The sequence below is a fragment of the Roseivivax halodurans JCM 10272 genome (genome assembly GCF_000521785.1).
GTDB lineage: Bacteria > Pseudomonadota > Alphaproteobacteria > Rhodobacterales > Rhodobacteraceae > Roseivivax > Roseivivax halodurans.
Genome location: NZ_JALZ01000046.1, coordinates 1 through 22,383, shown reverse-complemented (window position 1 = coordinate 22,383; position 22,383 = coordinate 1). Strand labels below are relative to the sequence as shown.

General features: G+C 67.7%; 19 protein-coding genes and 1 pseudogene. 6 read left to right on the top strand and 14 right to left on the bottom strand.

Annotated features, from left to right (window positions below):
* Positions 1–91: 91 nt before the first annotated feature.
* The 5 genes and pseudogenes from OCH239_RS22365 to OCH239_RS19325 form a co-directional block, all read right to left on the bottom strand.
* Positions 92–247: pseudogene (locus tag OCH239_RS22365) on the bottom strand (transposase); the annotation flags it as partial.
* 166 nt (positions 248–413) lie between these two features.
* Positions 414–1,118: a GntR family transcriptional regulator gene (locus tag OCH239_RS19340; protein ID WP_051489634.1), complete on the bottom strand. Its 705-nt coding sequence runs from the start codon at positions 1,116–1,118 to the stop codon at positions 414–416.
* A gap of 12 nt (positions 1,119–1,130) precedes the next feature.
* Complete coding sequence (locus tag OCH239_RS19335) at positions 1,131–2,642, bottom strand: tripartite tricarboxylate transporter permease (RefSeq protein ID WP_157577967.1); 1,512 nt, start codon at positions 2,640–2,642, stop codon at positions 1,131–1,133.
* Between the two features lie 4 nt (positions 2,643–2,646).
* Complete coding sequence (locus OCH239_RS21890; protein WP_051489633.1) at positions 2,647–3,105, bottom strand: tripartite tricarboxylate transporter TctB family protein; 459 nt, start codon at positions 3,103–3,105, stop codon at positions 2,647–2,649.
* 65 nt (positions 3,106–3,170) lie between these two features.
* Positions 3,171–4,133: a tripartite tricarboxylate transporter substrate binding protein gene (locus tag OCH239_RS19325; RefSeq protein ID WP_084782676.1), complete on the bottom strand. Its 963-nt coding sequence runs from the start codon at positions 4,131–4,133 to the stop codon at positions 3,171–3,173.
* Between the two features lie 245 nt (positions 4,134–4,378).
* On the opposite strand from OCH239_RS19325, the gene OCH239_RS21885 reads away from it, so the two are divergent.
* Genes OCH239_RS21885 through OCH239_RS19305 form a run of 4 tightly spaced genes read left to right on the top strand, consistent with a single transcriptional unit; the run spans position 4,379 to position 8,228 of the window.
* The gene (locus OCH239_RS21885) at positions 4,379–5,242 is read left to right on the top strand and encodes a DUF1932 domain-containing protein (RefSeq protein WP_051489632.1); all 864 of its coding nucleotides are present in this window, start codon (positions 4,379–4,381) and stop codon (positions 5,240–5,242) included.
* A complete protein-coding gene (locus tag OCH239_RS19315; protein ID WP_051489631.1) occupies positions 5,239–6,192 on the top strand; it encodes a hydroxyacid dehydrogenase in 954 nt (317 codons plus the stop codon). Before OCH239_RS21885 ends, OCH239_RS19315 begins: the two co-directional genes overlap by 4 nt.
* 1 nt (position 6,193) lies before the next feature.
* Entirely contained in the window at positions 6,194–6,874 is a 681-nt protein-coding gene (locus OCH239_RS19310) for an RraA family protein (RefSeq protein ID WP_037266505.1), read from the top strand.
* A gap of 37 nt (positions 6,875–6,911) precedes the next feature.
* On the top strand, positions 6,912–8,228 hold the full coding sequence (locus OCH239_RS19305) for an alpha-hydroxy acid oxidase (protein ID WP_084782674.1): 1,317 nt from the start codon (positions 6,912–6,914) through the stop codon (positions 8,226–8,228).
* Between the two features lie 116 nt (positions 8,229–8,344).
* On the opposite strand, the gene trxA is transcribed toward OCH239_RS19305, so the two are convergent.
* The 8 genes from trxA to regB all read right to left on the bottom strand — a co-directional run bounded on the left by trxA (position 8,345) and on the right by regB (position 20,208).
* Positions 8,345–8,665 carry a thioredoxin gene (gene trxA, locus OCH239_RS19300; RefSeq protein WP_037266502.1) on the bottom strand — a complete coding sequence of 107 codons (321 nt, stop codon included), beginning with the start codon at positions 8,663–8,665 and terminating at the stop codon, positions 8,345–8,347.
* Positions 8,666–8,751: 86 nt separating this feature from the next.
* Positions 8,752–12,078: a double-strand break repair helicase AddA gene (gene addA, locus OCH239_RS19295; RefSeq protein WP_037266500.1), complete on the bottom strand. Its 3,327-nt coding sequence runs from the start codon at positions 12,076–12,078 to the stop codon at positions 8,752–8,754.
* Positions 12,075–15,050 (bottom strand): double-strand break repair protein AddB, encoded by a 2,976-nt coding sequence (addB, locus tag OCH239_RS19290; RefSeq protein ID WP_211242028.1) that lies wholly within the window; start codon positions 15,048–15,050, stop codon positions 12,075–12,077. Before addB ends, addA begins: the two co-directional genes overlap by 4 nt.
* The gene (locus OCH239_RS19285) at positions 15,047–15,724 is read right to left on the bottom strand and encodes a nucleotidyltransferase family protein (protein ID WP_037266497.1); all 678 of its coding nucleotides are present in this window, start codon (positions 15,722–15,724) and stop codon (positions 15,047–15,049) included. The genes addB and OCH239_RS19285 overlap by 4 nt, the downstream gene beginning before the upstream one ends.
* A complete protein-coding gene (locus OCH239_RS19280) occupies positions 15,721–16,689 on the bottom strand; it encodes an aminoglycoside phosphotransferase family protein (protein ID WP_037266495.1) in 969 nt (322 codons plus the stop codon). Before OCH239_RS19280 ends, OCH239_RS19285 begins: the two co-directional genes overlap by 4 nt.
* Positions 16,686–17,159, bottom strand: coding sequence for a tRNA (adenosine(37)-N6)-threonylcarbamoyltransferase complex ATPase subunit type 1 TsaE (gene tsaE / locus OCH239_RS19275; RefSeq protein ID WP_037266493.1), 474 nt, complete (start codon positions 17,157–17,159; stop codon positions 16,686–16,688). Before tsaE ends, OCH239_RS19280 begins: the two co-directional genes overlap by 4 nt.
* A 43-nt stretch (positions 17,160–17,202) precedes the next feature.
* Positions 17,203–18,705, bottom strand: coding sequence for a PAS-domain containing protein (locus tag OCH239_RS19270; RefSeq protein WP_051489630.1), 1,503 nt, complete (start codon positions 18,703–18,705; stop codon positions 17,203–17,205).
* A 111-nt stretch (positions 18,706–18,816) separates the two neighbouring features.
* Positions 18,817–20,208 carry a sensor histidine kinase RegB gene (regB, locus tag OCH239_RS19265; RefSeq protein WP_037266491.1) on the bottom strand — a complete coding sequence of 464 codons (1,392 nt, stop codon included), beginning with the start codon at positions 20,206–20,208 and terminating at the stop codon, positions 18,817–18,819.
* Between the two features lie 81 nt (positions 20,209–20,289).
* Between regB and OCH239_RS19260 the strand changes: the two genes are divergently transcribed.
* Together OCH239_RS19260 and OCH239_RS19255 are read left to right on the top strand one after the other, a co-directional pair.
* Positions 20,290–20,922, top strand: a complete 633-nt coding sequence (locus OCH239_RS19260; RefSeq protein ID WP_051489629.1) for an SCO family protein — start codon at positions 20,290–20,292, stop codon at positions 20,920–20,922.
* Between the two features lie 60 nt (positions 20,923–20,982).
* On the top strand, positions 20,983–21,552 hold the full coding sequence (locus OCH239_RS19255) for an ActR/PrrA/RegA family redox response regulator transcription factor (RefSeq protein WP_157577966.1): 570 nt from the start codon (positions 20,983–20,985) through the stop codon (positions 21,550–21,552).
* Between the two features lie 73 nt (positions 21,553–21,625).
* Here OCH239_RS19255 and OCH239_RS19250 read toward each other — a convergent pair whose 3' ends face one another.
* Complete coding sequence (locus OCH239_RS19250) at positions 21,626–22,219, bottom strand: HD domain-containing protein (protein WP_037266489.1); 594 nt, start codon at positions 22,217–22,219, stop codon at positions 21,626–21,628.
* Positions 22,220–22,383: the final 164 nt, after the last annotated feature.

Here is a 22,383-nt window from a genome sequence, read left to right as displayed (position 1 = left end):
CACTTTTCCACGCCGGTTCACATTCTTGTCTTGCAGGGCTTCTCTGAACCAGTCGGCATCGTAGCCACGATCCCCGAGCAGCCACTTAACATTGGGGCGCATCTCGCCACCGCAAGCCATTGCGATTGAAAAAGATAATACCGCTCAGAACGCGCCGGTCATCAACCCGGGGCTTGCCGTGCGACTTGGGGAAGTAAGGCTCCAGACGCGCCATCTGCGCATCGCTCAACCAGAAGAGATCTGACATGTTCACCGCTCGTTTTCGAACGGTGATTCTCGCTCCCGCAACCAAATCAATGGGTCCTGACCCCAATGGTAAAGCTTCGCTGGAAGCGCTTAAGTGGCATTGACGAATGGCTTTAGATTTATCGCGTCACATGCCAATTTGCGCGCTTTTGCAAAATTTATGAAACTTACTCTTCAGCTATTTCAATGGATGGGCCATCGCAGCGCGGGGAAGGCTTTATGGCGTTGCGGCTGGCCTTCCGCGTTTTCCGAAAGCGCTCGATTGCCGCGCATAGATGTGAAGTCACTGCCGCTCGGGCCCAGTCCGCGTTGCGCGTCCGCAAGGCGTTGACGATCTCGGTGTGCTGGCGAACGCTCTCTCTTGCGTCGTCGTCCGAATAGATGAAAAAGCCGCCAATCACGAGCGGATATTCCAGTAGGTTGGTGCCGAAGACGCGCAGACGCGCGCTGCCGCATGCCTCGTAAAGTGCTGTGTGAAAGGCCAGATTGGCCGATTGCACCTCGTCGAGATACGCCTTGTGCTTGCTCTCCACGGCGTGCGCGATCTGCATGTTCAGCGCATCCATCCTGTCGAGGTCCGCATCGGTGATGTGCCGGGAAGCCCAGGCCGCCGCCTGGCCCTCCGCAAGCACGCGCAGTTCGAAGATTTCCTCTGTGTCGCTATCGCGCCATTCGCTGACAACGGCACCGCGATTTGGCGCCGCCTCGAGCAAACCCTCTTCGACCAGTCTCTGGATCGCGACACGAACGGGAGTTCGGCTCACACCGAACTCCGTGGCGACGTGTTCCTCGCGAAGTTTCGCACCCGGGTCGTATTGCCCCGCGATCAGCCGCCTGCGCAGCTCGGTATGGAGATCGTCGCTGACGCTCACCCTCACGCTCCTTTACTGTCCCTCCTCGCTCTCGCGCGCGGTGCGGCCAAAGGATGCCTTCAGTTTCGGCAGCCATGGCGAGACAAGCGCCCCCAGAACCAGCAGCGCCAGCACGATGGAAATCGGGCCCCGCAGCAGATAGCTGAAATCGTCGCCAGAGATAAGTAGGGCGCGGCGCAGATTTTCCTCTGCGATGGGTCCCAGGATGACTGCGAGCACAGCTGGGGCGGTCGGAATTTCCATGCGCTCCATTGCAAATCCGATGAGGCCAAAGCAGAGCATCAAGGCAACCTCGAAGATACTGTTGTGGATCGCGTAGACGCCCACGACGGTAAGAGCGAGAATGATCGGCCCGAGCAGCTGTCGAGGGACCCGCAGCACATTGACGTAGGCCCGGGCGCCCAGCTTGCCGATGAGGAACATCAGACCCGAGGTGACCAGCATCGTCAGCATGAAGCCATAGGTGATGTCGGCATTTGCACTGAACAATTCAGGGCCTGGTCGCAGGCCATGCACAAGCAGGGCGCCGAGAACGACTGCAGCGACGGCGTTGCCCGGAATGCCGAGCGTCAGAGCCGGGATCAGTGTCGCTGCCGTGTCGGCGTTGTTGGCACATTCCGGTGCCGCCAGGCCAGCGGGTTCGCCTTTGCCCCAATTTTCCTTGTTCTTTGAGTAGCGGCGCTCCTCCTGCCAGGCCAAGAGGGCGGCGATGTTGCCCCCAAGGGCGGGAATCAAGCCCACCACGAGGCCAATGCCGGAGGCTCTGACCCATGTCGGGATCAGACTTGCCCACCGGAAACCCGTGGATTTCTCACCCAGATCGATATTGCCTGCCTCAATGGAATTGCGGCCGAGCATCAGGTCGATTGCAGGAGGGATGGCGTAGAGCCCGGTGAGCAGAACGACGATGTGAATACCGGAGAGGAACTCCACCGTGCCGAAGGTGAAGCGCTCGTTTCCGCTGATCGGATCGATGCCGACGATGCCGAGGCATAGCCCGAAACACGCCGACAAAATGCCTTTTGCAGGGTTGCCCGCGAGCATGATGGCGATCGTCGTCATGCCGAAGACAGCGAGCCAAAAATAGTTTGCCGGGCTGAACTTGAGCGCGATGAGGGCGAGCGGTGGCGCAAGCAACAGCAAGGCGACGGCGCTGACTGCGCTTCCCAGCGAAGACGAAACCAAGGAGATGTCGAGTGCCAGGCGAGCCTTGCCTTGCCGCGCCATCTCGTGGCCGTCGAATACCGTGGCGATGCCGGCAGGTGTGCCCGGGATGCGCAGAAGGATGGCGGGGATCGATCCGCCATACATCGATCCGTTGTAGATACCGGCGATCATGCCGAGGGCGACCAGTGGCTCCATCGTGAACGTAAGCGGGATCAGGACCGCGATGCCCATGGTCGCCGACAAGCCAGGCAGCGCCCCTACGGCGATCCCGACCGCGGTGCCAACGATCATGCCGACGATGACGCCGAGGTCCAACAATCCCGGCGCGGCGTGCAGGATGGCGGAGAAAATTTCCATTGGATCAGGCTCCGAAGAAGGTCAGGAGAGCTTCGGGGGGCAACGGCACAGCGAGCAGAAGCCGAAACACCGCGTAAAGCACGACCGCGAAGCAGAGCGTCGTGCCAGCGATGACACCCCAGTTGCGGTAGCCGAGAGCCAGCGACATCGCGGGAACGAGAATGATGGTCGAGGTGAAAAAGCCGAGCCAGATGAAGCCGGCCAGGTATGCAATGCCTCCGCCGAGGATCAGACCGAAGCGCACGAGGTCGGCTCGCGTCGTGTCGAAGTGTTCAGCCTTGCCGGCAACAAGAAGCCGAACGGGCTTGATGCTCCAGAACAGGCACATCGCAAGCCCGATCCCAGATGCGGCCACCGGCATATAGGACGACCGGCTGGAATAGCCGATCCCCTGCAAAAGCAGTATCGCAAAGAGCCCGGCAAAAAGCCCGGCGGCGACCAGTTCGACGACACGTCGGTTCATTCGGCTCCTCCTCCTGCCGGATGTGCGTGCGACCGGTGCCCCCTCGCGCCGGCCGCAGCAGTGGTTCACTCAACCCAGGGCGTCTCGTTCCAGATTTCCTGAAGGTTGGCACCGAGGTGCTCGAGGTATGCCTGGAATTCGGCGGAATCCCGATAATTCAGCGGCAGCATCTGCTTGGCTGCGGCGTCCAGGAATTCCGGGTCTTCGACGGTTTGAGCGATTGCCTGCTGGAGTGCGTCGAGCGCTTCCTGCGGTATACCGGCCGGCGCGCCGAAGCCACGGTCCGATCCCATAACGACGTCGAAACCCTGCTCCTTGAACGTCGGCACGTCCGGTGCGCCATCCCAGCGCTCTTCGCCCATCTGGCCCAGAGAGACGAGTTCTCCCTGTTCGACCAGCTCGATGGCTTCACTGATGTTCAGCACCGCCATGTCGATATGACCGCCGAGCGCCGCAGCCCGCACGTCAGCTGCTCCGGAAAAAGGGACGTGGCGCATTTCGATGCCGGCAGCGCGCGAGAATTGCAGCGCGGCAAGGTGGTCGTCACCGCCGACACCGGAGGTGCCGTAGGTCACCTCGCCGGGGTTTTCCTTGGCATGAGCAACAAGCGCCTCGAGCGTGGTGAAGTCCGCGTCCGGCAGCACGTTGAAGGCACCGGGATCGTAGACAACGTTCGCTACAGCCTGAATGTCTTCCATCGTGTAGCGGGTATCGCGCGAGATCGGGATCGTCAGGATGTTGGGTGTGTTGATAAAGCCGATCGTATATCCGTCCGGTTCCGCCTGGCTAAGCTCGGTGAAGCCGATCTCGCCGCCGGCCCCGGGTCTGTTGATCACCGAGATCGAAGCACCATCGCCGAGATACTTCTCGATGAACGGCGCCAAAGTGCGGGCCGCGGTGTCGGTCCCGCCGCCGGCTGAATAGGCGACGATCATCTCGATCGGCTGCTCTGGATATTCGGCGAATGCGGCGGTGCCCGCGAACGAGGCCAGGCCTACGGTTGCGGCAAGTGCGACGGTTTTGGTCATCGAGTTCCTCCCTGGATCAAGCATCTCGTCGTCCCCCCCACAGGTCGACGAATGCACAAGCGATACAAAACAAAAACTATCCTGTCCAGACATCTCACACGCAAGCACGCAATTCATCCTTAAATCTTTGCATTAGTTTGTTTTTATACGAGTATCTTGAGATGCATCTGTCCGCTTGATTGTTTTTATCTTGCTTTTTGTCCTCAGATTGTTTTTCTGAGTTCGGCTTGGGAGGAGGCATTGTGATGAGCGAATCGAGCCGGGACGCCATCCTGATCGGATACGGTGAAGTGGGGCGCGCCTTCGCCAGCCGCATCGAGTTGTCGAGCAACGGGCTTCGCTGCGTGGACCCGGTCGCGGCCGGTCAGCACGGCGCAAGACTGGTCGAATCCGCTTTGCCGGACAAAATTGTGCCCGGAACGCTCGTGCTAAGCGCGGTGCCGTCGGCCGCGGCGCAGGCAGTAGCGGATCAGCTGGCGTCGCGTTCGGACGCCCTCCTCTACATCGACCTGACATCCTCGCCGCAGGAGTTGATGCGCACCTGCGCCACGAAATTCGAAGGGTCCAAGGTGGCCTTTGTCGACGGCGCGATCATGGGATCGGTCGATCTCGCCGGCGCCGACGCACCGATTATCTTGTCCGGTTCCGAAGCGGATCGGGCAGCAACAGAACTGGCTACCATCGGCCTGAACGCGAAGGCCCTTGCAAACTCCCAGCCTGGCGATGCCTGCGGGTTGAAGCTTCTTCGTACCCTCATGACGAAAGGGATCGAAGCGCTCGCAGTTGAATGTTTCGCGGCGGCCGACCGCATGGGGCTCTCCGCCGAGATCCGATCCAATCTCGCCGACATCAACGCTCGGCCTTTCCCAGATCTCCTGGACGCCATGGTGCGCACTCATGTGGTGCACGCCCCGCGCCGGCAGCATGAGGTTGCGGCGGCACTCGAACAGGCGCGAGCCCTCGGGCTACATGCCACGGTCACCGAGGCCGTTCTCGACGCTTACCGACGTACTGCTCACCGAAGCGAAACCGAGAAACCGCAATCGCCGACGCAAGTCGAACAAGCGGTGCGCTGGCTGGCGGAAGGCCTGACGAAGGTCTCTGCATGACACTTCGCCCCACCGTCCACGTCCTTGAACCGATTCATCCCACCGCAATGGAGAGGCTCGCGGAAGGCGCCAACATTCTCGGCCCGGAAGCCCCGTTTCCATCGAAATGCGATGCCGTCATTGTCCGAGCACGCAAGATAACGGCTGCTGACGTTGCTGCCTGCCCCAGGCTCAGGGTCATCGGCAAGCACGGTGCGGGGCTTGATGCCATCGATGTGGCGGCAGCCGAAGCCCGCGGCATTGCGGTGCTCTCCACGCCCGGCGCCAATGCGGACTCCGTCGCCGACCTCGCCGTTGGGTTCTCTCTCGCGCTGCTGCGCAACATCCATGGCGCGACGCTCGCCCTGAAGGCCGGCAAGACGCTCGAGCGCCACGAAAGACAGGGCTGGGATCTTAACGAGATCGAGATCGGCATTTTCGGCCTCGGGTCCATTGGTCGCGCAACAGCCGCGCGAATGATCAACGGCTTCGGCGCGTCAGTTCGGGCCTTCGACCCCGGCCTGCCAGAGGCGAGCTGGCCCCAAGGCGTCACGCGAGCGGCCTCGCTCGAGGACCTTCTGCAATCGTCCCGCCTGTTGATCATTCACGCCCCATTGGTTCCAGACACCCGGAACGCCATCGATGCCTACGCGCTCGACATGATGCCCGAGGGCGCATTCCTGGTGAATTGCGCGCGTGGCGGTATCGTCGACGAGCCTGCCTTGGCCGCGGCGCTCAAAAGCGGCCGGATCGCAGGCGCCGCAACGGATGTCTTCGCCGAAGAGCCGCCTGCCGCCGACAACCCTTTGCTGGCCTGCCCCAATCTACTCGCCACGCCGCATCTCGGCGGGGCGACAAACGGCGCATTGCTGCGGGTCGGCCGCTCCATCGTCGACCAGGTGATTGCGCAACTGTCGGTGACGGCTTCAGGCGCCAAAGGGGCCTCAGACACAAATACGAAGGAGAACTAAAATGACCCTCGGGTTCAGAATTCAGCGCCGCACTGTCACCGTCGATGCGGACATCGCGAACCGTTTCGCCAACCTCCCGGTCGCCAATGTCTCCGACTCGATGAGCCGCCTGACTGCTGCGGGAAGCCGCCTACGGCCTTTCCATGAGGCTGGCCAAACCATGGCCGGCCCTGCGCTGACGGTGAAGGTGCGTCCCGGCGACAACCTCATGCTACACAAGGCGCTGGATATGGCCGAGGCCGGCGATGTGATCGTGGTCGATGCCGGCGGCGATCTCACCAACTCGATCATGGGCGAGATCATGGTCTACATCGCGCAGGAGAGGAATGTGGCCGGCATTGTCATCGACGGAGCGATCCGGGATGCGGATGAGATCCGCCGCTGCGGCTTGCCCGTCTTCGCCGCAGGCGTGACCCATCGCGGCCCATACAAGGACGGCCCGGGCGAAATCAACACAGCCATAGCCATCGACGGTATGGTGATCCGGCCTGGCGACTTGATCCTGGGGGACGGCGACGGGGTGCTCTGCGTGCCTATGGAAGAGGCGGAAGCGGTTCTGGCTGCCACCGAGGCCAAGCAGGCCGCGGAACAGAAGGATATCGCTGCAATCCGAGCCGGGACAATTGATCGGAGCTGGGTGGACGAGACATTGACTGCCCGCGGCTGTGAATTCACGGATTGAGTGCCGCGAGCCGGATTGTAGCAACAGGGAGTAAACGATGGACGGGCCAGCCCAGGCCTCAGCCCGCAGACGGCCTGCCATTATTGCTGATCGCAAGGCGAATGACGTTCCGCGAAGCTTGAGGCGCTATCTGTCACTCGAGGATTTCGAGAAGCGGGCGCTCCGGCACCTGCCGCTGCCGATTGCGGGTTACGTCGAAGGCGCGGTCGAGACCGGAAAGGCTTTGAGGAATGCAGAGGAGGCCTTTCGACGCATCGCGCTCGCGCCGCGTATCCTCCGCGATGTCTCCGACCGCACTACGCAGACGACGCTTTTCGGCGCCGAATACGCGGTTCCTTTCGGCGTGGCTCCGATGGGGTTCAGCGCTCTTGCGGCCTACGACGGAGACGTCGCACTCGCGCGCGGCGCCGCCGCGTCCGGCAGCTTTGCGATATGTAGTGCCGCTTCGCTGACCCCGCTTGAGCGCGTGGCCGAAGAAGGTGCCAGCAGGTGGTTCCAGTGCTACGTGCCCGGCGACAACGCCCGCATCGAGGCGCTCTTGAAGCGCCTGCGTGACGCCAACTACGACACTTTGGTGGTCACCGCGGACGTTCCGGTTACTGGCAACCGCGAGAACAATGCCCGCAACGGGTTCGACGCGCCCTTCCGGCTGACCCCCCGTCTCGCCTGGCATTTCGCGACGCATCCCCGCTGGACACTCGGAACCCTCGGCCGAACCTTGGCGGCAAGTGGCATGCCGCATTTCGAGAACATGGACGCGGAGCGCGGCCCACCACTCTTTTCCCGCACCTTGACGCGGTCAACGATTGGACGCGACCGTCTGACTTGGGAAAACATGTCCTTCATCCGCGAACGCTGGCCGGGACGTCTGGTGATCAAGGGGGTGCTATGCCCCGAAGATGCGACCCGCGCTGCCGGGGTAGGCGTCGACGGGATCGTTGTCTCAAGCCACGGCGGCCGGCAACTCGACGGTGCCATAGCTCCCCTCGACGCCCTGCCGGACATTCGCGCCGCCGTGCCCGAACTGACGGTGATGCTCGACGGAGGTATCCGCCGAGGCACCGATGTGCTCAAAGCGCTTGCCGCTGGCGCGGATTTCGTCTTCCTCGGGCGGCCATTCCTATACGCAGCGGCTGTCGCAGGTGACGCTGGCGTGGCTCATGCATTCCGACTGCTGCGACAGGAAATCGACCTCAGCATGGCCTTACTCGGCATCACCGGAGTGAACGAGCTTGGCCTCCGAAACCAGGCGCAGCTATTGCACGTCATGGCCCAGGCGAAACGTGAGGCCAACGATGGCAATACCCCAATTGTGGCGGCACCGTCTGGCGGCGTTCCGACTTGGAGTGAGTGAGGATCTAGAGCCAGAGCGAGGCGAGGCTTCATCTGCTCCCAATATGCGTCAGACCCAAAAAAGGACCCCCGCGGCGGGCGCCGCAGGGGTCTTGAACGGTCGGTCCGGGTGTCGGATCAGATCGATTCGTCGATCCAGCCCTTCAGCGCGGCCTTGGGCGCGGCGCCGGCGCGGTTCGAGACGACCTGGCCGTCCTTGAAGATGAAGAGCGCGGGGATGCCCCGGACGCCCATCGCGGCGGCGGTGTCGGGGTTCTGATCGACATCGACCTTCGCCACCTTGATCTTGCCGTCATATTCCGCGGCGAGCTCTTCCAGAGCCGGGCCGATCTGCTTGCAGGGGCCGCACCATTCGGCCCAGAAATCGACGACAACGGGGACGTCGGCGTTCTTCACTTCCTCGTCGAAGGTCGCGTCGGTGACCGCTACGGTGGACATGGCAGCTCTCCTGATCCGGGGTTCGGGGATGCGGGCGCACCCGCTCTCGCGTTGGACGCGGAACGTATGGACCGCGCCGCGATGCGTCAAGATGGGGTGGCGCGGGCGAGCGCATCCCTCACGATGCTGTGCGGCAGCTCCATGAGCGTCCCCGTCGCCGTCCAGAGCAGCGCGACGTCGACGCGGTGTCCGGGATAGATCGCTTCCAGCATCGCCCGGTAGGCGCCCATCTGGCGCAGGAGCCCCTCGGGCACGTCCTCGGGGCGCGAGGGCACGGTCCGGTTCGACTTGAAATCGACGGCGAGCACCCGTCCGGGCGTCACGATTAGCCGGTCGATGAGGCCGTAGAGCGGGCCGATCCCCGGCAGGGTCGCGGCGAGCGGCACCTCGGCCAGAGCCTCCGCGGCGAAGACTTGCGCCGCGGCCGGGCCCTCAAGGACGCCCAGCGCCTCGGCGAGGAGGGACGCGAGGTCGGCCCCGGCCTCTGGCAGCAGGCGGGCGGCGGCCGCCTCGCGGTCCTCGGGGGGCAGGACGGGCAGCACTTCGAGGAGGAGGTGCAGGCGGGTGCCGCGCAGCTTGGCGGTCTCGATGTCGTCGCCGTCGGCTCCGGGGAGAACCTTCGCGCCGCCGAGATCCGAGGGGCTGCGGGTCTCGGGCGCGGCGGCGGGGGCGGGTGCGGGTCGGCGGAACCGCTCGGGCAGCTCCGGCAGGACGGTTTGGTCCGTGGCGGGCTCGGTCCGAGGCAGGTGGCTCCAGTCCGAGCCGAGGCGGAGGCCCTCGCCGGCATCGCCGAATTTATGCGCGGCCGCGCCGGCGCGCTTCATGCCGGCCTGAACCTGCGAATACCAGTCGTCCCCGGAGGACGAGAGTTTCCCCGAGGCCGCGACGATCAGCCAGCGCTCGGCGCGGGTCATCGCCACGTAGAGGAGGCGGTCGCGCTCCTCGGCCTCGCGGGCCTTCTGCGCGTCCTCGGCACGGAGCTGGGCGGCGGCCTTGTCGCCGGACATCTTCCAGAACGCGCCGTCCTCGCCGCGCAGGATCGTGTCGCGGAGCGCGGTGCGCGGCGGGCCGCAATCGGGCAGGATCACCACCGGCGCCTCGAGGCCCTTGGCGCCGTGCACCGTCATCACCCGGATGCGGCCGCCGGCGCTTTCGGGGCTGCGCTTGATCTCGAGATCGTCGGTTTGCATCCATTGCAGGAAGCCGGTGAGCGACGGGATCGAGGCGTCCTCGTAGGCGAGCGCCTGCACCAGAAGCGCGTCGATGCCGTCCTCGGCCTCGGGCCCGAGCCGCCCGATCAGGCGCCGCCGGCCGTCGTGGCGGGTGAGGATGCGCTCGATGAGATCGAACGGGCGCAGGTAATCGGCGCGGTCGCGCAGATCGTTCAGGATCGCGAGCGTTGCGGGGTAGGCGTCCGGCTGACGGCGCAACCGTTCCCAGAGAAGCCCCTTGCGGCCCTGCGCGAGGGTGTAGAGGTCGCGTTCCGACCAGCCGAAGAGCGGCGAGCGGAGCGCGGCGGCGAGCGAGAGGTCGTCGTCCTGCACCGACAGGAAGGACAGGAGCGCGCCGATATCCTTGACCGCAAGCTCGGCCATGACCTTGAGCCGGTCGGCGCCCGCGACGGGCAGGCCCGCCGCCTTGCAGGCGCGGATCGTCTCGCGGAAGATCCGGCCCCGCCCGCGCACGAGGATCAGGATGTCGCCGGCGGTGACCGGGCGCTGTGCGAGGGTGCCGCCCTGCTCCACGGGCAGGGTTTCGGTGGCGATCATCTGCCCGATGCCGGAGGCGATGCGCGCGGCGAGCACCTTGTCGTGATGCTCGGACCCGACGCGGTCGAGCGGTTCGTACCATTCGGCCTCGTCGGCCTTCTGAGCCTCGGGCACGTGCGGCCAGAGATCGACGCGGCCGGGCAGGTGCGACTTGAAGGCGATGTGAGCCTCGTCCGGGGAGAAGCCGCTCGCGGTGCGGCCCTCGAAGGTCGCGTCCACCGCGGCGAGGATCTCGGGCGAGGACCGGAAGGAATGGGCGAGCGTCAGCGTCGCGAGCTGAGTGCCCGTCGCCGCGAGGCGCTGGCCGAAATCCTCGCGCATGCGGTCGAACTCGGAGGGATCGGCGCCCTGGAACGAGTAGATCGACTGTTTCTTGTCGCCGACGACGAAGATCGTCCGGGAGATGTCGCGGGCGCCTTCGCCGGAGGTGAATTCCCGCGCGAGGCGTTCGATCACCTTCCATTGCTTGGGCGAGGTGTCTTGCGCCTCGTCCACGAGGATGTGGTCGATGCCGCCGTCGAGCCGGTAGAGCACCCAGTCGGCGACCCGGTCGTCCGACAGGAGGGCCAGCGAGCGGTCGATGAGATCGTCGAAATCGAGCCAGCCGCGGGCCTGCTTGGCGGCCTCGTAGGCGGGCAGGAAGGCCTGCGCGAAGCGGTGGAGCGCGATGTCCCGCTCGGCGCCTGCAAGGGCGAGGCGCGCGTTGCGGGCCTCCTCGACGCGGGCGGCGAGGCGGTCGGCCTGCTCGGCGAGGACCGGCACCGCACTGCGCACGCCCTTGGAGAGGAAGCGCGAGGAGACCGTACCCTTCTGGGTGAGCATCGCGCTTTCGAGATGGGCGAGCCCCTCGATCCCCGCGCCGGGGAAGCCCTTGAGCGTCTCGCCCAGCGCCTGGTCGGTCTTGCCGCCCGCGGCCAGCGCCGGGACGAGCTCGGCCAGAAGCTCCGCCTCGCCGCCGAGGAAGACCGTGTCGGCAAGCACCTCGGGGCCGAAATCCTGCGGCAGGTCGTAGGCGGCGCGGATCGCCTCCGGCGACCGGGCGGGCAGGAACGCCTCCTTGCGGCCGATCAGGTCCTTGAGGAGCGCATCGAAGCCGTCGTCGGCGCCGGTGAAGTGGCGCGCCACGTCCGCGACGAGCGCCGCCTCGGGCCCGTCCGCCATCCGGTCGAGGAGATCGGCGCGCAGGAGCTCGGCGGCGCGCTCCTCGACCTCCTTGAATTGCGGAGAGACCTGAGCCTCGAGCGGGAAGCGCCGCAGGAGGCCCGCGCAGAACGAATGGATCGTCTGGATCCGGAGCCCGCCCGGCGTCTCGATCGCACGGGCAAAGAGCGTGCGTGCCTGCTGCAGGAATTCCGAGCCGAGATCGCGCTCGACGCCGAGCTGGCGCAGCTCGCCGCGCAGCTCGGCGTCGCTCTTCATCGCCCAGGCGCCGAGCCGCTTGAAGAGGCGGTTCTGCATCTCGGTCGCGGCGGCCTTGGTGTAGGTCAGGCAGAGGATGTTCTCGGGCGAGACCTCGTCGAGCAAGAGCCGCGCCACACGGTCGGTCAGAACGCGGGTCTTGCCCGAGCCCGCGTTGGCGGCGAGCCAGGTGGAATTGCCCGGCTCGGCGGCGTCGACCTGGCGCTGGGTGGCCTCGTCCCTCATTCCATCCGTTCCTTGCGGGGCGCGTCGGTCAGCTCCCATTCGCCGAGGCGCGAGAGGTGGTCGTAATCGCTGACCGCGTTGTCCTCCTGCATGGCGCGGCGGGCGGTGAAGCCGTGATCCTCGTCCAGCATGCCCGCGATCAGCGCCTCGAACTCGGCCCAGACGGTTTCGGGCGGCAGCTCCTCGATGTCGAGCGGCACTTCGCCGGGTTTCGAGCCGAGGCCGATATAGGCGAGCCCCGCGATGTGGCGCGGCGCGAGATCGCCGAAGCCGCCGCGGCCCGCGATGCCGGCCTCGAGATAGAGTTGCTTGTCGAAGTAGCGCTCCTGCTTGGACGAGGGCGGATTGCCGGTCTTGTAATCGTAGATCCAGGCGCCGCCGCGCTCGTCGATGTCGATCCGGTCGGCGGTGCCGGTGAGGGTGAAGCCGAGGTTCGGGATCTCGGCCTTGCCGCGGATCTCGAGCGATTGCGGCGAGGGGCGCGCGCGGGCGAGGCGCTGGCGTTCGTCCTCGACGAAGCCCGGCACGACGCGGGCCATGCGCGCCTGCCACAGCTGGCGGATCAGCGGGAACGGCACCTCGGCGAGGCGGGCGCGGACCTCCGCCATCATCTGCGCCTCGGTGAGCGCGCCTTCGTCTTCGAGCACGCTCTCGATGAAACGGTGGAGCACGTCGTGCAGCGTGGTGCCGCGCAGGAGCGCGTCGGGCGCGCGCTGGAGCGGCGGCAGCGGGTTCAGCTTCAGCACATGCGCGGCGTAGATCGCGTAGGGATCGCGGATCAGCGTCTTGATGCGCGTGACGCGCAGCGCGGTGGGTCGCGCCTCGACGGGCGGGACGGGCGAGGGACGCGGCTCGGGCGGGATCTCGGGCGGGGCCTCGAGTGCGCGGGCGAGGCCGAGCCAGTGGCGGCCCCGCGCCTTCATGGCGGCGAGCGCCTCGGGGCCGTTGCGGCTTGCGAGACCGCTCATGAGATTGGTGATCCGGTTGAGCCAGCGCGAGGGCACGGTCTCGGCGTCGTCGGATTTCTCGGCACGGGTGAGCCAGACGTCGCGGGCGCCGATCGCCTGCTGGAAGTCGTGCGCCGAGAGGCCGACCCGGCGTTCGGGCAGCAAGAGCCCCGCATCGGCGCGCATGCGACGGTTGAGCCAGGGATCGGCGGCGGGGATCTCGGGCCAGGTGCCGTCGTTGAGGCCGGCGAGGATCATCAGATCGGCGCCCATCACCCGCGCCTCGAGCGTGCCGAGGATGCGGATATGCGGATGCGGCGCGTCGCGGTCGCGCACCTCGACCCGGCGCAGGATCGCGCCGAAGAGGTCGGAGTAGTCGCGCGCCGAGAGATCCGCGCCATGGCCGGCCTCTGCGGCGAGGTCGTCCACGGCCGCGCGGATCGCGATGCCGGCCTGCTTGGCCCAGAGCTCCGAGGGCTCTCCGGCGGTGCCCGCGACGATGGCCTCGGTGCGGGCAATGTGGTCCGCGACCCAGTCCGCCAGCGGGCGGGTGCCGTGCACCGGCGGCCGGCAGAAGCAGCCGATCAGCCATTCGCCCCACTCCCCGGCCTCGAAGACCTCGGCGAAGGCGCGGATGTGGCGCGGTTCGGGATAGGGGAGCGGCTCGGCCACAAGGTCGCGGTGGACGCGCTCGCCGCGGAGGTAGAGCTCCAGCCGCTCGCGCAGGAGGCCGTGGCCGCGGGTGCGGTCGCCCGCATGGGTCAGCGGGTGCTTCAGCACCGTGATCAGCGCCTCGGCCGAGAGCGGCGCCTCGGCGAGCGCCGCGACGTGCCGCAAAAGCCGCCCCGGCGGGGTCAACTGGCCGGGGATGCCGGCGCTGTCGTCGGGCAGGATGCCCCAGCGGTCGAGCGCGGCGGTGACCTGCCGGCCGAGCAGACGGTCGGGGGTGACGAGCGCCGCCTCCTGGCCGGTCTCCGCGGCCTCGCGCAGGCGCAGCGCGATGGCGAGCGCCTCCTCGCGGCGGGTCGTCGCCTCGACCAGCGTGAGGGTGTCCGTCGCCTCGATCAGGTCGCCGAGCCCCGGCCCTTCGGTCAGCCACTGGTCGGTGACGGGCGCGGGGCGCAGGGCGAGCGAGACGAGGCGGTTGCGCCCGGGCGCGGGCGGGGCATCCTGGGTCCAGAGCGCGACGTCGTCCGCCATAAGCCCGAGCTTCTGCAGGATGCGGGCGAAGCGGAACTGCGGGTGATCCTCGCCCGGCAGGGTGCGGTCGTCGCGGCTCACGCCGCCGATCAGCTCGTCCCAGACATGGCGCGGCAGGTCGGTGTCGAAACCCGGCAGGATCAGCGCCCCCTGCGGCAGGCGGGCGACGCCCTCCATCAGCCGCAGCGTCGTGCCGCGCGAGCCGGTGGAGCCGGCGAGGATCACCGGGTGCGCGGGCGGGCTCTCCTCCCACCGCGCGAGCTGCGCGTTCGCGAGGCGTGCCTGGAAGGCAGCGGCGTCGGGGTCGGTCTCGGCGGCAAAGAAGTGCTGCACGATCTCGACGAAGCGCAGGGCGCGGGCCCAGTGGCCGGACTGGTCGCTGACATCGAGCCCGGCCACCGCCTCGGGCGAGACGCCTTCGATCTGCATCTCTTCCATCAGCGCGGCGAGGCTGTCGGCGAGATCGAAGAGCGCGGCGCGCGGCGCGAGATCGGGCTCTGCGTCCAGCAGGCGCGAGACCAGCGCGGTCAGCTCGAGCCTGCGGCGCAGCGGCGGGATCGGCGGCGCGAGGCGCGCGGCGAGATGCGGATCGCCCGCCTGGTCGAGCAGGCGGATGCGCGGCAGGAAGCCCGGCGCCCCTTGGGCGAAGAGCGCCTCGATCCGGCGCTTCATGCGGGTGGTGTTCACGATCAGCTCGGCCCGCGCGATGGCTTCGGGCGGCTGGCCTTCGAAGCGCTGGCGGAGGCCCGCGACAAGCGCGCGCGGGAAATCGACACCGGGCGGCGCGCCGAAGACGCGCGGGGCGGAAGCCTCGGCGAAGATCATGGCGTCTCCAGCATCTCTTCGGCGAGGCGGAGGCCTTCGGGATGGCCGACATCGCACCAGCGCCCGGGATAGTTCGCGCCGAAGAGGCGCCCCTCCTCGGCCAGCCGGTTCCAGAGGAAGTTGAGCGAGAAGATCCGGTCGGGGATCTCGGCGACGCGCGCGGTCTTGACGATCTGCACGCCGGTATAGACCCGCAATCCGCCGCGCTTGAGGCGTCCGTCGGCGCCGAGCGCGAAATCGCCGCCGCCCTTGCGCCCGACCGCCATCGGCAGGGGCACGGTCAGGAGGAGCGCGTCCATCCGGTGCGGGTGCCAGGCTTCTGCGAGACAATCGAACGGGTTTGGTCCCGCCCAGACCGCGTCGCCGTTCGAGGTGAAGACCGTCTCGGCACCGAGGAGCGGCAGCGCCGCCTTGAGCCCGCCACCGGTGTCGAGGATGTCGGGCGCCTCGACCGACACGGCGATATCGGTGCCGCTGAGGTGATCCTCGATCTGGGCGGCGCGGTAATGGGCGTTGACCACCGTACGCAGCGGGCCGTGGGCGCGAGCGAGGTCCAGCGTCCGGTCGAGCAGGCTGCGCCCTCCGACCTCGATCAGCGGTTTCGGGCGGTCGGCGGTGAGCGCGCCCATGCGGGTGCCGAATCCCGCGGCGAAGATCATCAGGGCATCGGTCATGGGGTCCTGAGGCGCTCCAGAACGGAAGGGGTCGGGGCGGGCAGGACATCGAGGATCCCGCGAAGCTTCGCAAGCGCGGGATGCGCGAGGTCGCTCTGGAGATGATGCCAGACGCGGGGCACGAGGTCGATGTAGCGCGGATTGGCGCGCGTCACCGCGAGGCGGGCGAAGACGCCGAGGATGCGCAGGTTGCGCTGGGCGCCGAGAACGGCGCAGGCGGTCTCGAGCCGCTGCGCCTCGAGCCCGGAGCCGTCGAGATAATGGCGCAGGCAGGCGGCGGCGGCCGCGTCGCCCACGTCGCGGCGGGCATCCTGCAAGAGAGAGACGAGATCGTAGGCCGGGTGGCCGATCCAGGCGTCCTGGAAGTCGAGGAGGCCCGCCCGGCGCGGGCCGTCGCGGTCCGGCAGCCAGACAAGATTCTCGGCGTGGTAATCGCGCAGCACCGTCACCCCGGCTTCGGGCGCGTGGGCCTCCAGCGCCTCGGCGAAGGCGTCGCGGGCGGCGGCCTCGGCGCTGGCGTCCGGCGTCCCTCCCGCGCGGGGCAGGTACCAGTCGAAGGCGAGGCCCGTGAGCGAGGCGAGATAGGCGGGCGTCGCGGTCGCGAGCCCGTCCGCGGGAGCGGTGCGATGCAGCGTCAGAAGGACGTCGGCCGCGACTTGGTACAGTCCCGGTTCCTCGTCCGGATGGCATTCGGCACGGCGCGCAAAGAGCGCGTCGCCGAAATCCTCGAGCAGCATGAGGCCGCGGCCCGGATCCATCGCGAGAATCTCCGGCGCGCTGAGACCGGCGCCGCGCAGATAATCCGCGAGCCGGGCGAAGAGAGCGACGTCGCCGCCCGGATCCTCCATGAGGATGGCGCTGTCGTCCTCCCGGTGGAGACGGGTGTAGCGCCGGGTCGAGGCATCGCCCGCGAGCGGTGCCGCCTCGGCCTCGCCCCATCCCGCCCGGGTCAGGAAATCCCTCATGTGAGCCCCGCCAGCCGCGCGTCCCATGCGGCATCGGTCCAGCGGACGATCGCGCGCCGGCCGCCGGCATCCTCGGGCACCAGTTCCACCGTCAGAGCCTCGGCGGGGGTGATGTCGCCGAGCCGGTCCGGCCATTCTACGAGGCAGATCGCGGTTTCGAAGGCGGCGTCGAGCCCGAGCTCGATCACCTCGTCGGGTCCGGAGAGGCGGTAGAGGTCGGCATGCCAGATCTCGGGTCCGCGGGTCTCGTAGACCTGCACGAGGGTGAAGGTGGGCGAGGGCACGTCCTCGGGCGCCACGAGACGCGACTGGATCAGCGCCCGCGCGAGGTGGGTCTTGCCGGCGCCGAGCCCGCCCTCGAGGAGGACGCAATCGCCGGCGCGGAGCACGCCGCCCAGCGCGCGGCCGAGGGCGGCGGTGGCATCCGCGTCGGGCAGGACGGTCTCGAAGGTTTGGAGGGGGCGCGTCATGGCGCCGAAAATGGCGCGGGGAGGGCTCCCCCGCAACCGGATATCAGCCGGTCTGTCGCGCCTTGGCGTCCGGGCATTCCACGAAACGCACGAGCGTCCCGCCTCCGTGGATCGGCTCGACATGGCAGGTCAGCTTGCGGCCGTCGGTCCGAAGCACCTCTCCGTCCCAGCGCGCCCTTTCGCCGTGCTGGCGCACGAAGTCGCGCACCTCGCCCCAGAACGGCGTCGGTTCGCTTAGCGATTGCCAATGGCGCGTGGCGTCGATCACGGAGATGGAGTGCAGCGCCTCGTCCGGGTCGCTGTCCCACATCTCGCGGTAGCCGGAGTTGCTGAAGGCGAGGATGCCCCCCGCGGTGAAGACGGCGATGGCGTCGTCGAAGGCGTCGATCACCGACTGGCTGAGTTCGAGCTCGCGGCGGAAGCGGCGGGTCAGCGAGACCTCGTCCGAGATGTCCTCGATCAGGAAGGCCACCGCGCCGTCGGGATGCGGCCGCCCGGTGATGCGGAAGGTGAGGCCCGACGGCAAAGACCACGTGTCCGAGTAGCCCCCGTCCTTCGAGGCCGAGATCATCTGCGACAGCTCCTGCCGCCAATTGGCATAGTCGCGCGGCTCGGGCATGATCTGCCGCTCGCGCAGCATGTCGAAGAACGACATCAGGTCCGGCCGGCCCGCGAGTTCCTCGGCGGTGAGGCCGGTGAGGTCGGTGAGCGCGGGATTGAAGAGCATGAGCTTCTGCAGGCGGTCGAAGATCGCGAGCCCGGTGGGCAGATGCGAGAAGGTCTTCGCCAGCGTCTGCACGAAGTTGCGTTGCGCCTGTTCGGCATTCACCACCGCGTCGATGTCGACCGCATAATGCAGCCAGCCGCGGGCGGCGCGTTTCGAAGTCAGCTCGAGCCAGCGCGGACCGTCGCGCGGCGGGTCGGCCAGCTCGACCCGGGCGCTGATCCTGTCGGCCTCGTCGGCCGACCGGGTCGGGACGAGCGGGGCGAGACCGGTCTGCTCGGAGAGGGTGCGGTAGCGCAGGTTCGCCCAGGTGACCTCGCCGAGCGCGTCGGTCCGCCAGATCGGGAAAGGCGCGCGGGACAGGCCCTCGCGCAGATCGTCGAGCTCGGAACGCATCAGGGCCTGTTCGAGCGCCGCGACGGGCTTCCTGTCCTCCCCCTGGAGGTGCAGGGCTATCGTGCCGGCCTCCATCCGGGCGACGAGCACCAGCCCCGAGCCGTCACGGGCCTCGAACCGCGCGCCGTCCTCGGGCATCGCGTCGGTCAGGTCGGGAAAGACCCGGCTCAGGACCGCAGAGAGCTCGGGCCAGGGAATGCCGTCCGCCTCGGAGGAGGCGGAGCGGTCGAGGCGGGACATGACGGCCTCGCCGGACGGGCTGGCATCGACGCTTCGACCGTCGCGGAGGAGGAACAGCGCAGCCAGTTCGTTGTCGGCGCGCCTCTGGCCCGGCAGGCGACGGACCGACCAGGCCAAGAAGAGTCCCAGAGCCGCGATGGCGAGCGCCGCGCCGACAATCGCAGCCCAGACTTGGGCGAGAAGCATTAAAACCCGTTCACCCGGACAGGGCCGGATGCCATGACATCACAGACAGAAGCGTCCGGGTCTCTTGCTGGAAAATGGTAAACAAAAGGTTAACGCGAGCGATGCCGGAGATCAGGTGCTCGGCTGCGCCATCCGTGGCGGCACGGCACCGCTCTCGGCCCGCGGCGCGACGGGTGCGATGCGCTCCCGTGGCCAGACGACCTCCACGATGGCCCCGCGCCGCTCGTCCGGACCGTCGGGACCGTTGGCAAAGCTCAGTTCCGCCCCGGTCCGCTCGAGCAGGGTCTTGGCGATGAAGAGGCCAAGCCCCATGCCTTCGTATTCCGGACGCTGCCGCCGCTCCTGCCCGGAGCGCCGCCTGCGGACGAAAGGATCCCCGATCCGCCCGATCAGCTGCGGCGGAAAGCCGCGGCCGTCGTCGAGAATCCGGACGGTGATCGAATCCGCCGACCAGATCGCCTCGATCCAGACGGTGGTGCGGGCGAAGTCGACGGCGTTCTGCACGAGGTTGCGCAGCCCGTGAATGATCTCGGGCCGCCGCAGGATCTGCGGCTGGGGGCCGGCGCCCGGCTCTCCGATCGGCTCGATCATGACGTCCTTGCCGCGGGCGCCGTGCGGCTCGGACGCCTCGCGGACGACCTCGGCGAGCGGGGCCTGCCGCGTCTGCAGGTCGTCCTTTCCCGCGCGCCCCATGCCGCGCAGGATGTCACGGCAGCGGTCCGCCTGCTCGCGGATGAGCCGCGCATCGTCCTGAAGCTCGGGGCGGTCGGCGAGTTCCTCCATCAGTTCCGCCGAGGTCAGCTTGATCGTGGCGAGCGGCGTTCCGAGCTCGTGCGCCGCCGCCGCCACCACCCCTCCGAGATCGTTGAGCTTGTGCGCCCGGGCGAGCGCCATCTGCGTCGCGGTCAGGGCGTCCTGCATCGCGTGCATCTCGGTCGTCAGCCGCCGCGCATAGACGGAGATGAAGACGAGCGCGATGGTGATCGCGATCCATTGCCCGAAGACGAAGAGGTTGGGGATCCTCAGGACGTCCCCGTCGGCGGTTACCAGCGGCAGGTGCCAGAGCATCAGGATCGTGACCAGAAGGAACGCGATCAGGTTCAGGATGATGGTGGAGCGCAGGCGCAGCACCGCGGCGGACACCGTGACCGGGGCGAGCACGAGGAGCGAGAAGGGGTTGTGCAGGCCGCCGGTCAGGAACAGCAGGAAACACAATTGCAGGACGTCGAAGACGACCATCATGAAGTTTTCCTGCTCGGAGAGGCGCTTGTTCTCGGGAAAGACGAACATCGCCACGAGGTTGCCGACCACCGACACGCCGACGGCGAGAAAGCAGAGGCCGATCTCGAGCTGCAGGTCGTAGAGCCGCTGGGCCAGGATTATGGCGGCGAGCTGTCCCGCGATGGCGAACCACCGCAGCAGGATCATCGTGCGCAGACGGATCCAGTTGCGGCGCCTGCCGGGGCCGAAGAGGTCGAGCTCGGTCTCTGAACTCTCGGACATGTGCGCTTCTGTCTCTTGCCGCCGACCCCGGAATTGATAGGGCTCGCCCCTGCCCGATCAACTGCGACAGAGGGACGAACGATGCGGAACACAACGGCTCTTGCGGCCATCGGCGCCGGCGTGGCGATCCTCGCGGTGATCGGGGGGACCGTTCTCTGGTCGGCCATGCGCGGCGATGCCGAGGCCTTCGCGTCCTGTCGGCAGGGCAATGTCGCGGGCGGCATGGGCGAGATCGGCGGGCCCTTCGAGCTCGTCTCCGAGAGCGGCGAGACGGTCAGCAGCGCGGAGGTCTTCGAGGAGCCGGGGCTGCTCTATTTCGGCTACACGTTCTGCCCCGACGTCTGCCCGCTCGACAACGCGCGCAACGCGGCGGCGGCGGACCTTCTGGCCGAGGGGGGCCACGACGGCGTTCGCCCCGTCTTCATCAGCGTCGATCCCGAGCGCGACACGCCCGAGGTCATGGCGGAGTTCACCGATGCCATGCATCCGGACATGCTGGGTCTGACCGGCTCGGCCGAGCAGGTGAAGGCCGCCGCCGACGCCTACCGGGTCTATTACCGCGTGCCCGAGACCGAGGAGGAACATTACCTCGTCGATCACACGACCTTCACCTATCTGGTGCTGCCGGAACATGGCGCGGTCGACTTCTTTCGGCGCGACACATCGCCGGAAGAGATGGCCGAGCGCGTCGCGTGCTTTCTCGAGGACGCGTGAGCGGGGTGACGCGGTTTGACCGCGCAGGGCGGCGGTCCTAACTCAACGGCTGACCGAGTGATGGAGAGGAAGACCGTGGCGGAACCGGATCTGGAAGAATTGGGCGAGGACCGCTCGCTGCTGCTCGTCGACGACGACGACGCCTTCCTGCGCCGCCTCGCCAAGGCGATGGAGAAGCGCGGCTTCTCGGTCGAGACCGCCGATTCCGTCGCCGGTGGCAGCGCCATCGCCACGGCCCGCCCGCCGGCCTACGCGGTCGTCGATCTGCGCCTGCAGGACGGCAACGGGCTCGACGTGGTGGAGGTGCTGCGGGGCAAGCGCCCCGACAGCCGCGTCGTGGTGCTGACGGGGTATGGCGCTATCGCGACAGCGGTCGCGGCGGTGAAGATCGGCGCGACCGACTACCTCTCGAAACCCGCGGACGCGACCGACATCGTCAACGCGCTGCTCGCCAAGGGCGAGGATCTGCCGCCGCCGCCCGAGAACCCGATGTCGGCGGACCGCGTGCGCTGGGAGCATATCCAGCGGGTCTACGAGCTCTGCGACCGCAACGTCTCGGAGACCGCGCGGCGGCTCAACATGCACCGCCGCACGCTGCAGCGCATCCTCGCCAAGCGCTCGCCGCGCTGACCACCTGCGGCGGCGAGGGCTCTGCCCTCGCGTTCCCGGAGTATTTGTCCCAAGAAGAAGGGGCAGGCTGCGGTCAGATCCGGGCGAGCAGCTCGGCGTGGCGGGCGGTGAAGTCCTCGCGGACCTGCCGTGGCGGGCGCAGGACGATCTCGAGACCCTCGCGCAGCGCGGGGTCCGGGTGGCCGAAGAAGCGGTCCGCCTCGGCCTCCGAGAAACCGGCGATCGCCGTCGCTTCCATCCAGGCGGAGACCCTGTCGGCGCGCTTGATCTGGCGCTTGACCGACTTCGGGATATCCGCGGGCAGACCGAAGCGGACATGGATCGCCTGCGCGAGTCGGGCGTCGAGCGCGCCGTAGCCGGGCCCGACCGCGGTCTTCACCGGCGAGATCATGTCCCCGATCACGTATTCGGGTGCATCGTGCAGGAGCGCCGCCAGCCGCCATTTTGCCGGCGCGCCGGGGCAGAGACGGGCGTGGATCGTCTCGACCAGCAGAGAATGCTCGGCGACCGAGAAGGCGTAGTCGCCGCGTGTCTGCCCGTTCCATCTCGCGACGAAGGCGAGGCCGTGGGCGATGTCGTCGATCTCGATGTCCATCGGCGTCGGGTCGAGCAGGTCGAGCCGGCGGCCGGACAGCATCCGTTGCCAGGCGCGGGGCTGTTTCGGCATGGGCGGGTCACCTCGGGGCTGGGGCCGTTTCGGGACATGCCCCAGAGGCCGGCCGCGCGCAACCGGGACGGGCGGCGTTGCCGGATCGTCGGGCCGGTGCTATGCGCAGCCGCAATCACCCAAATGCATGGAGGGCCGCATGGCCGCCGACTACATCGTCAAGG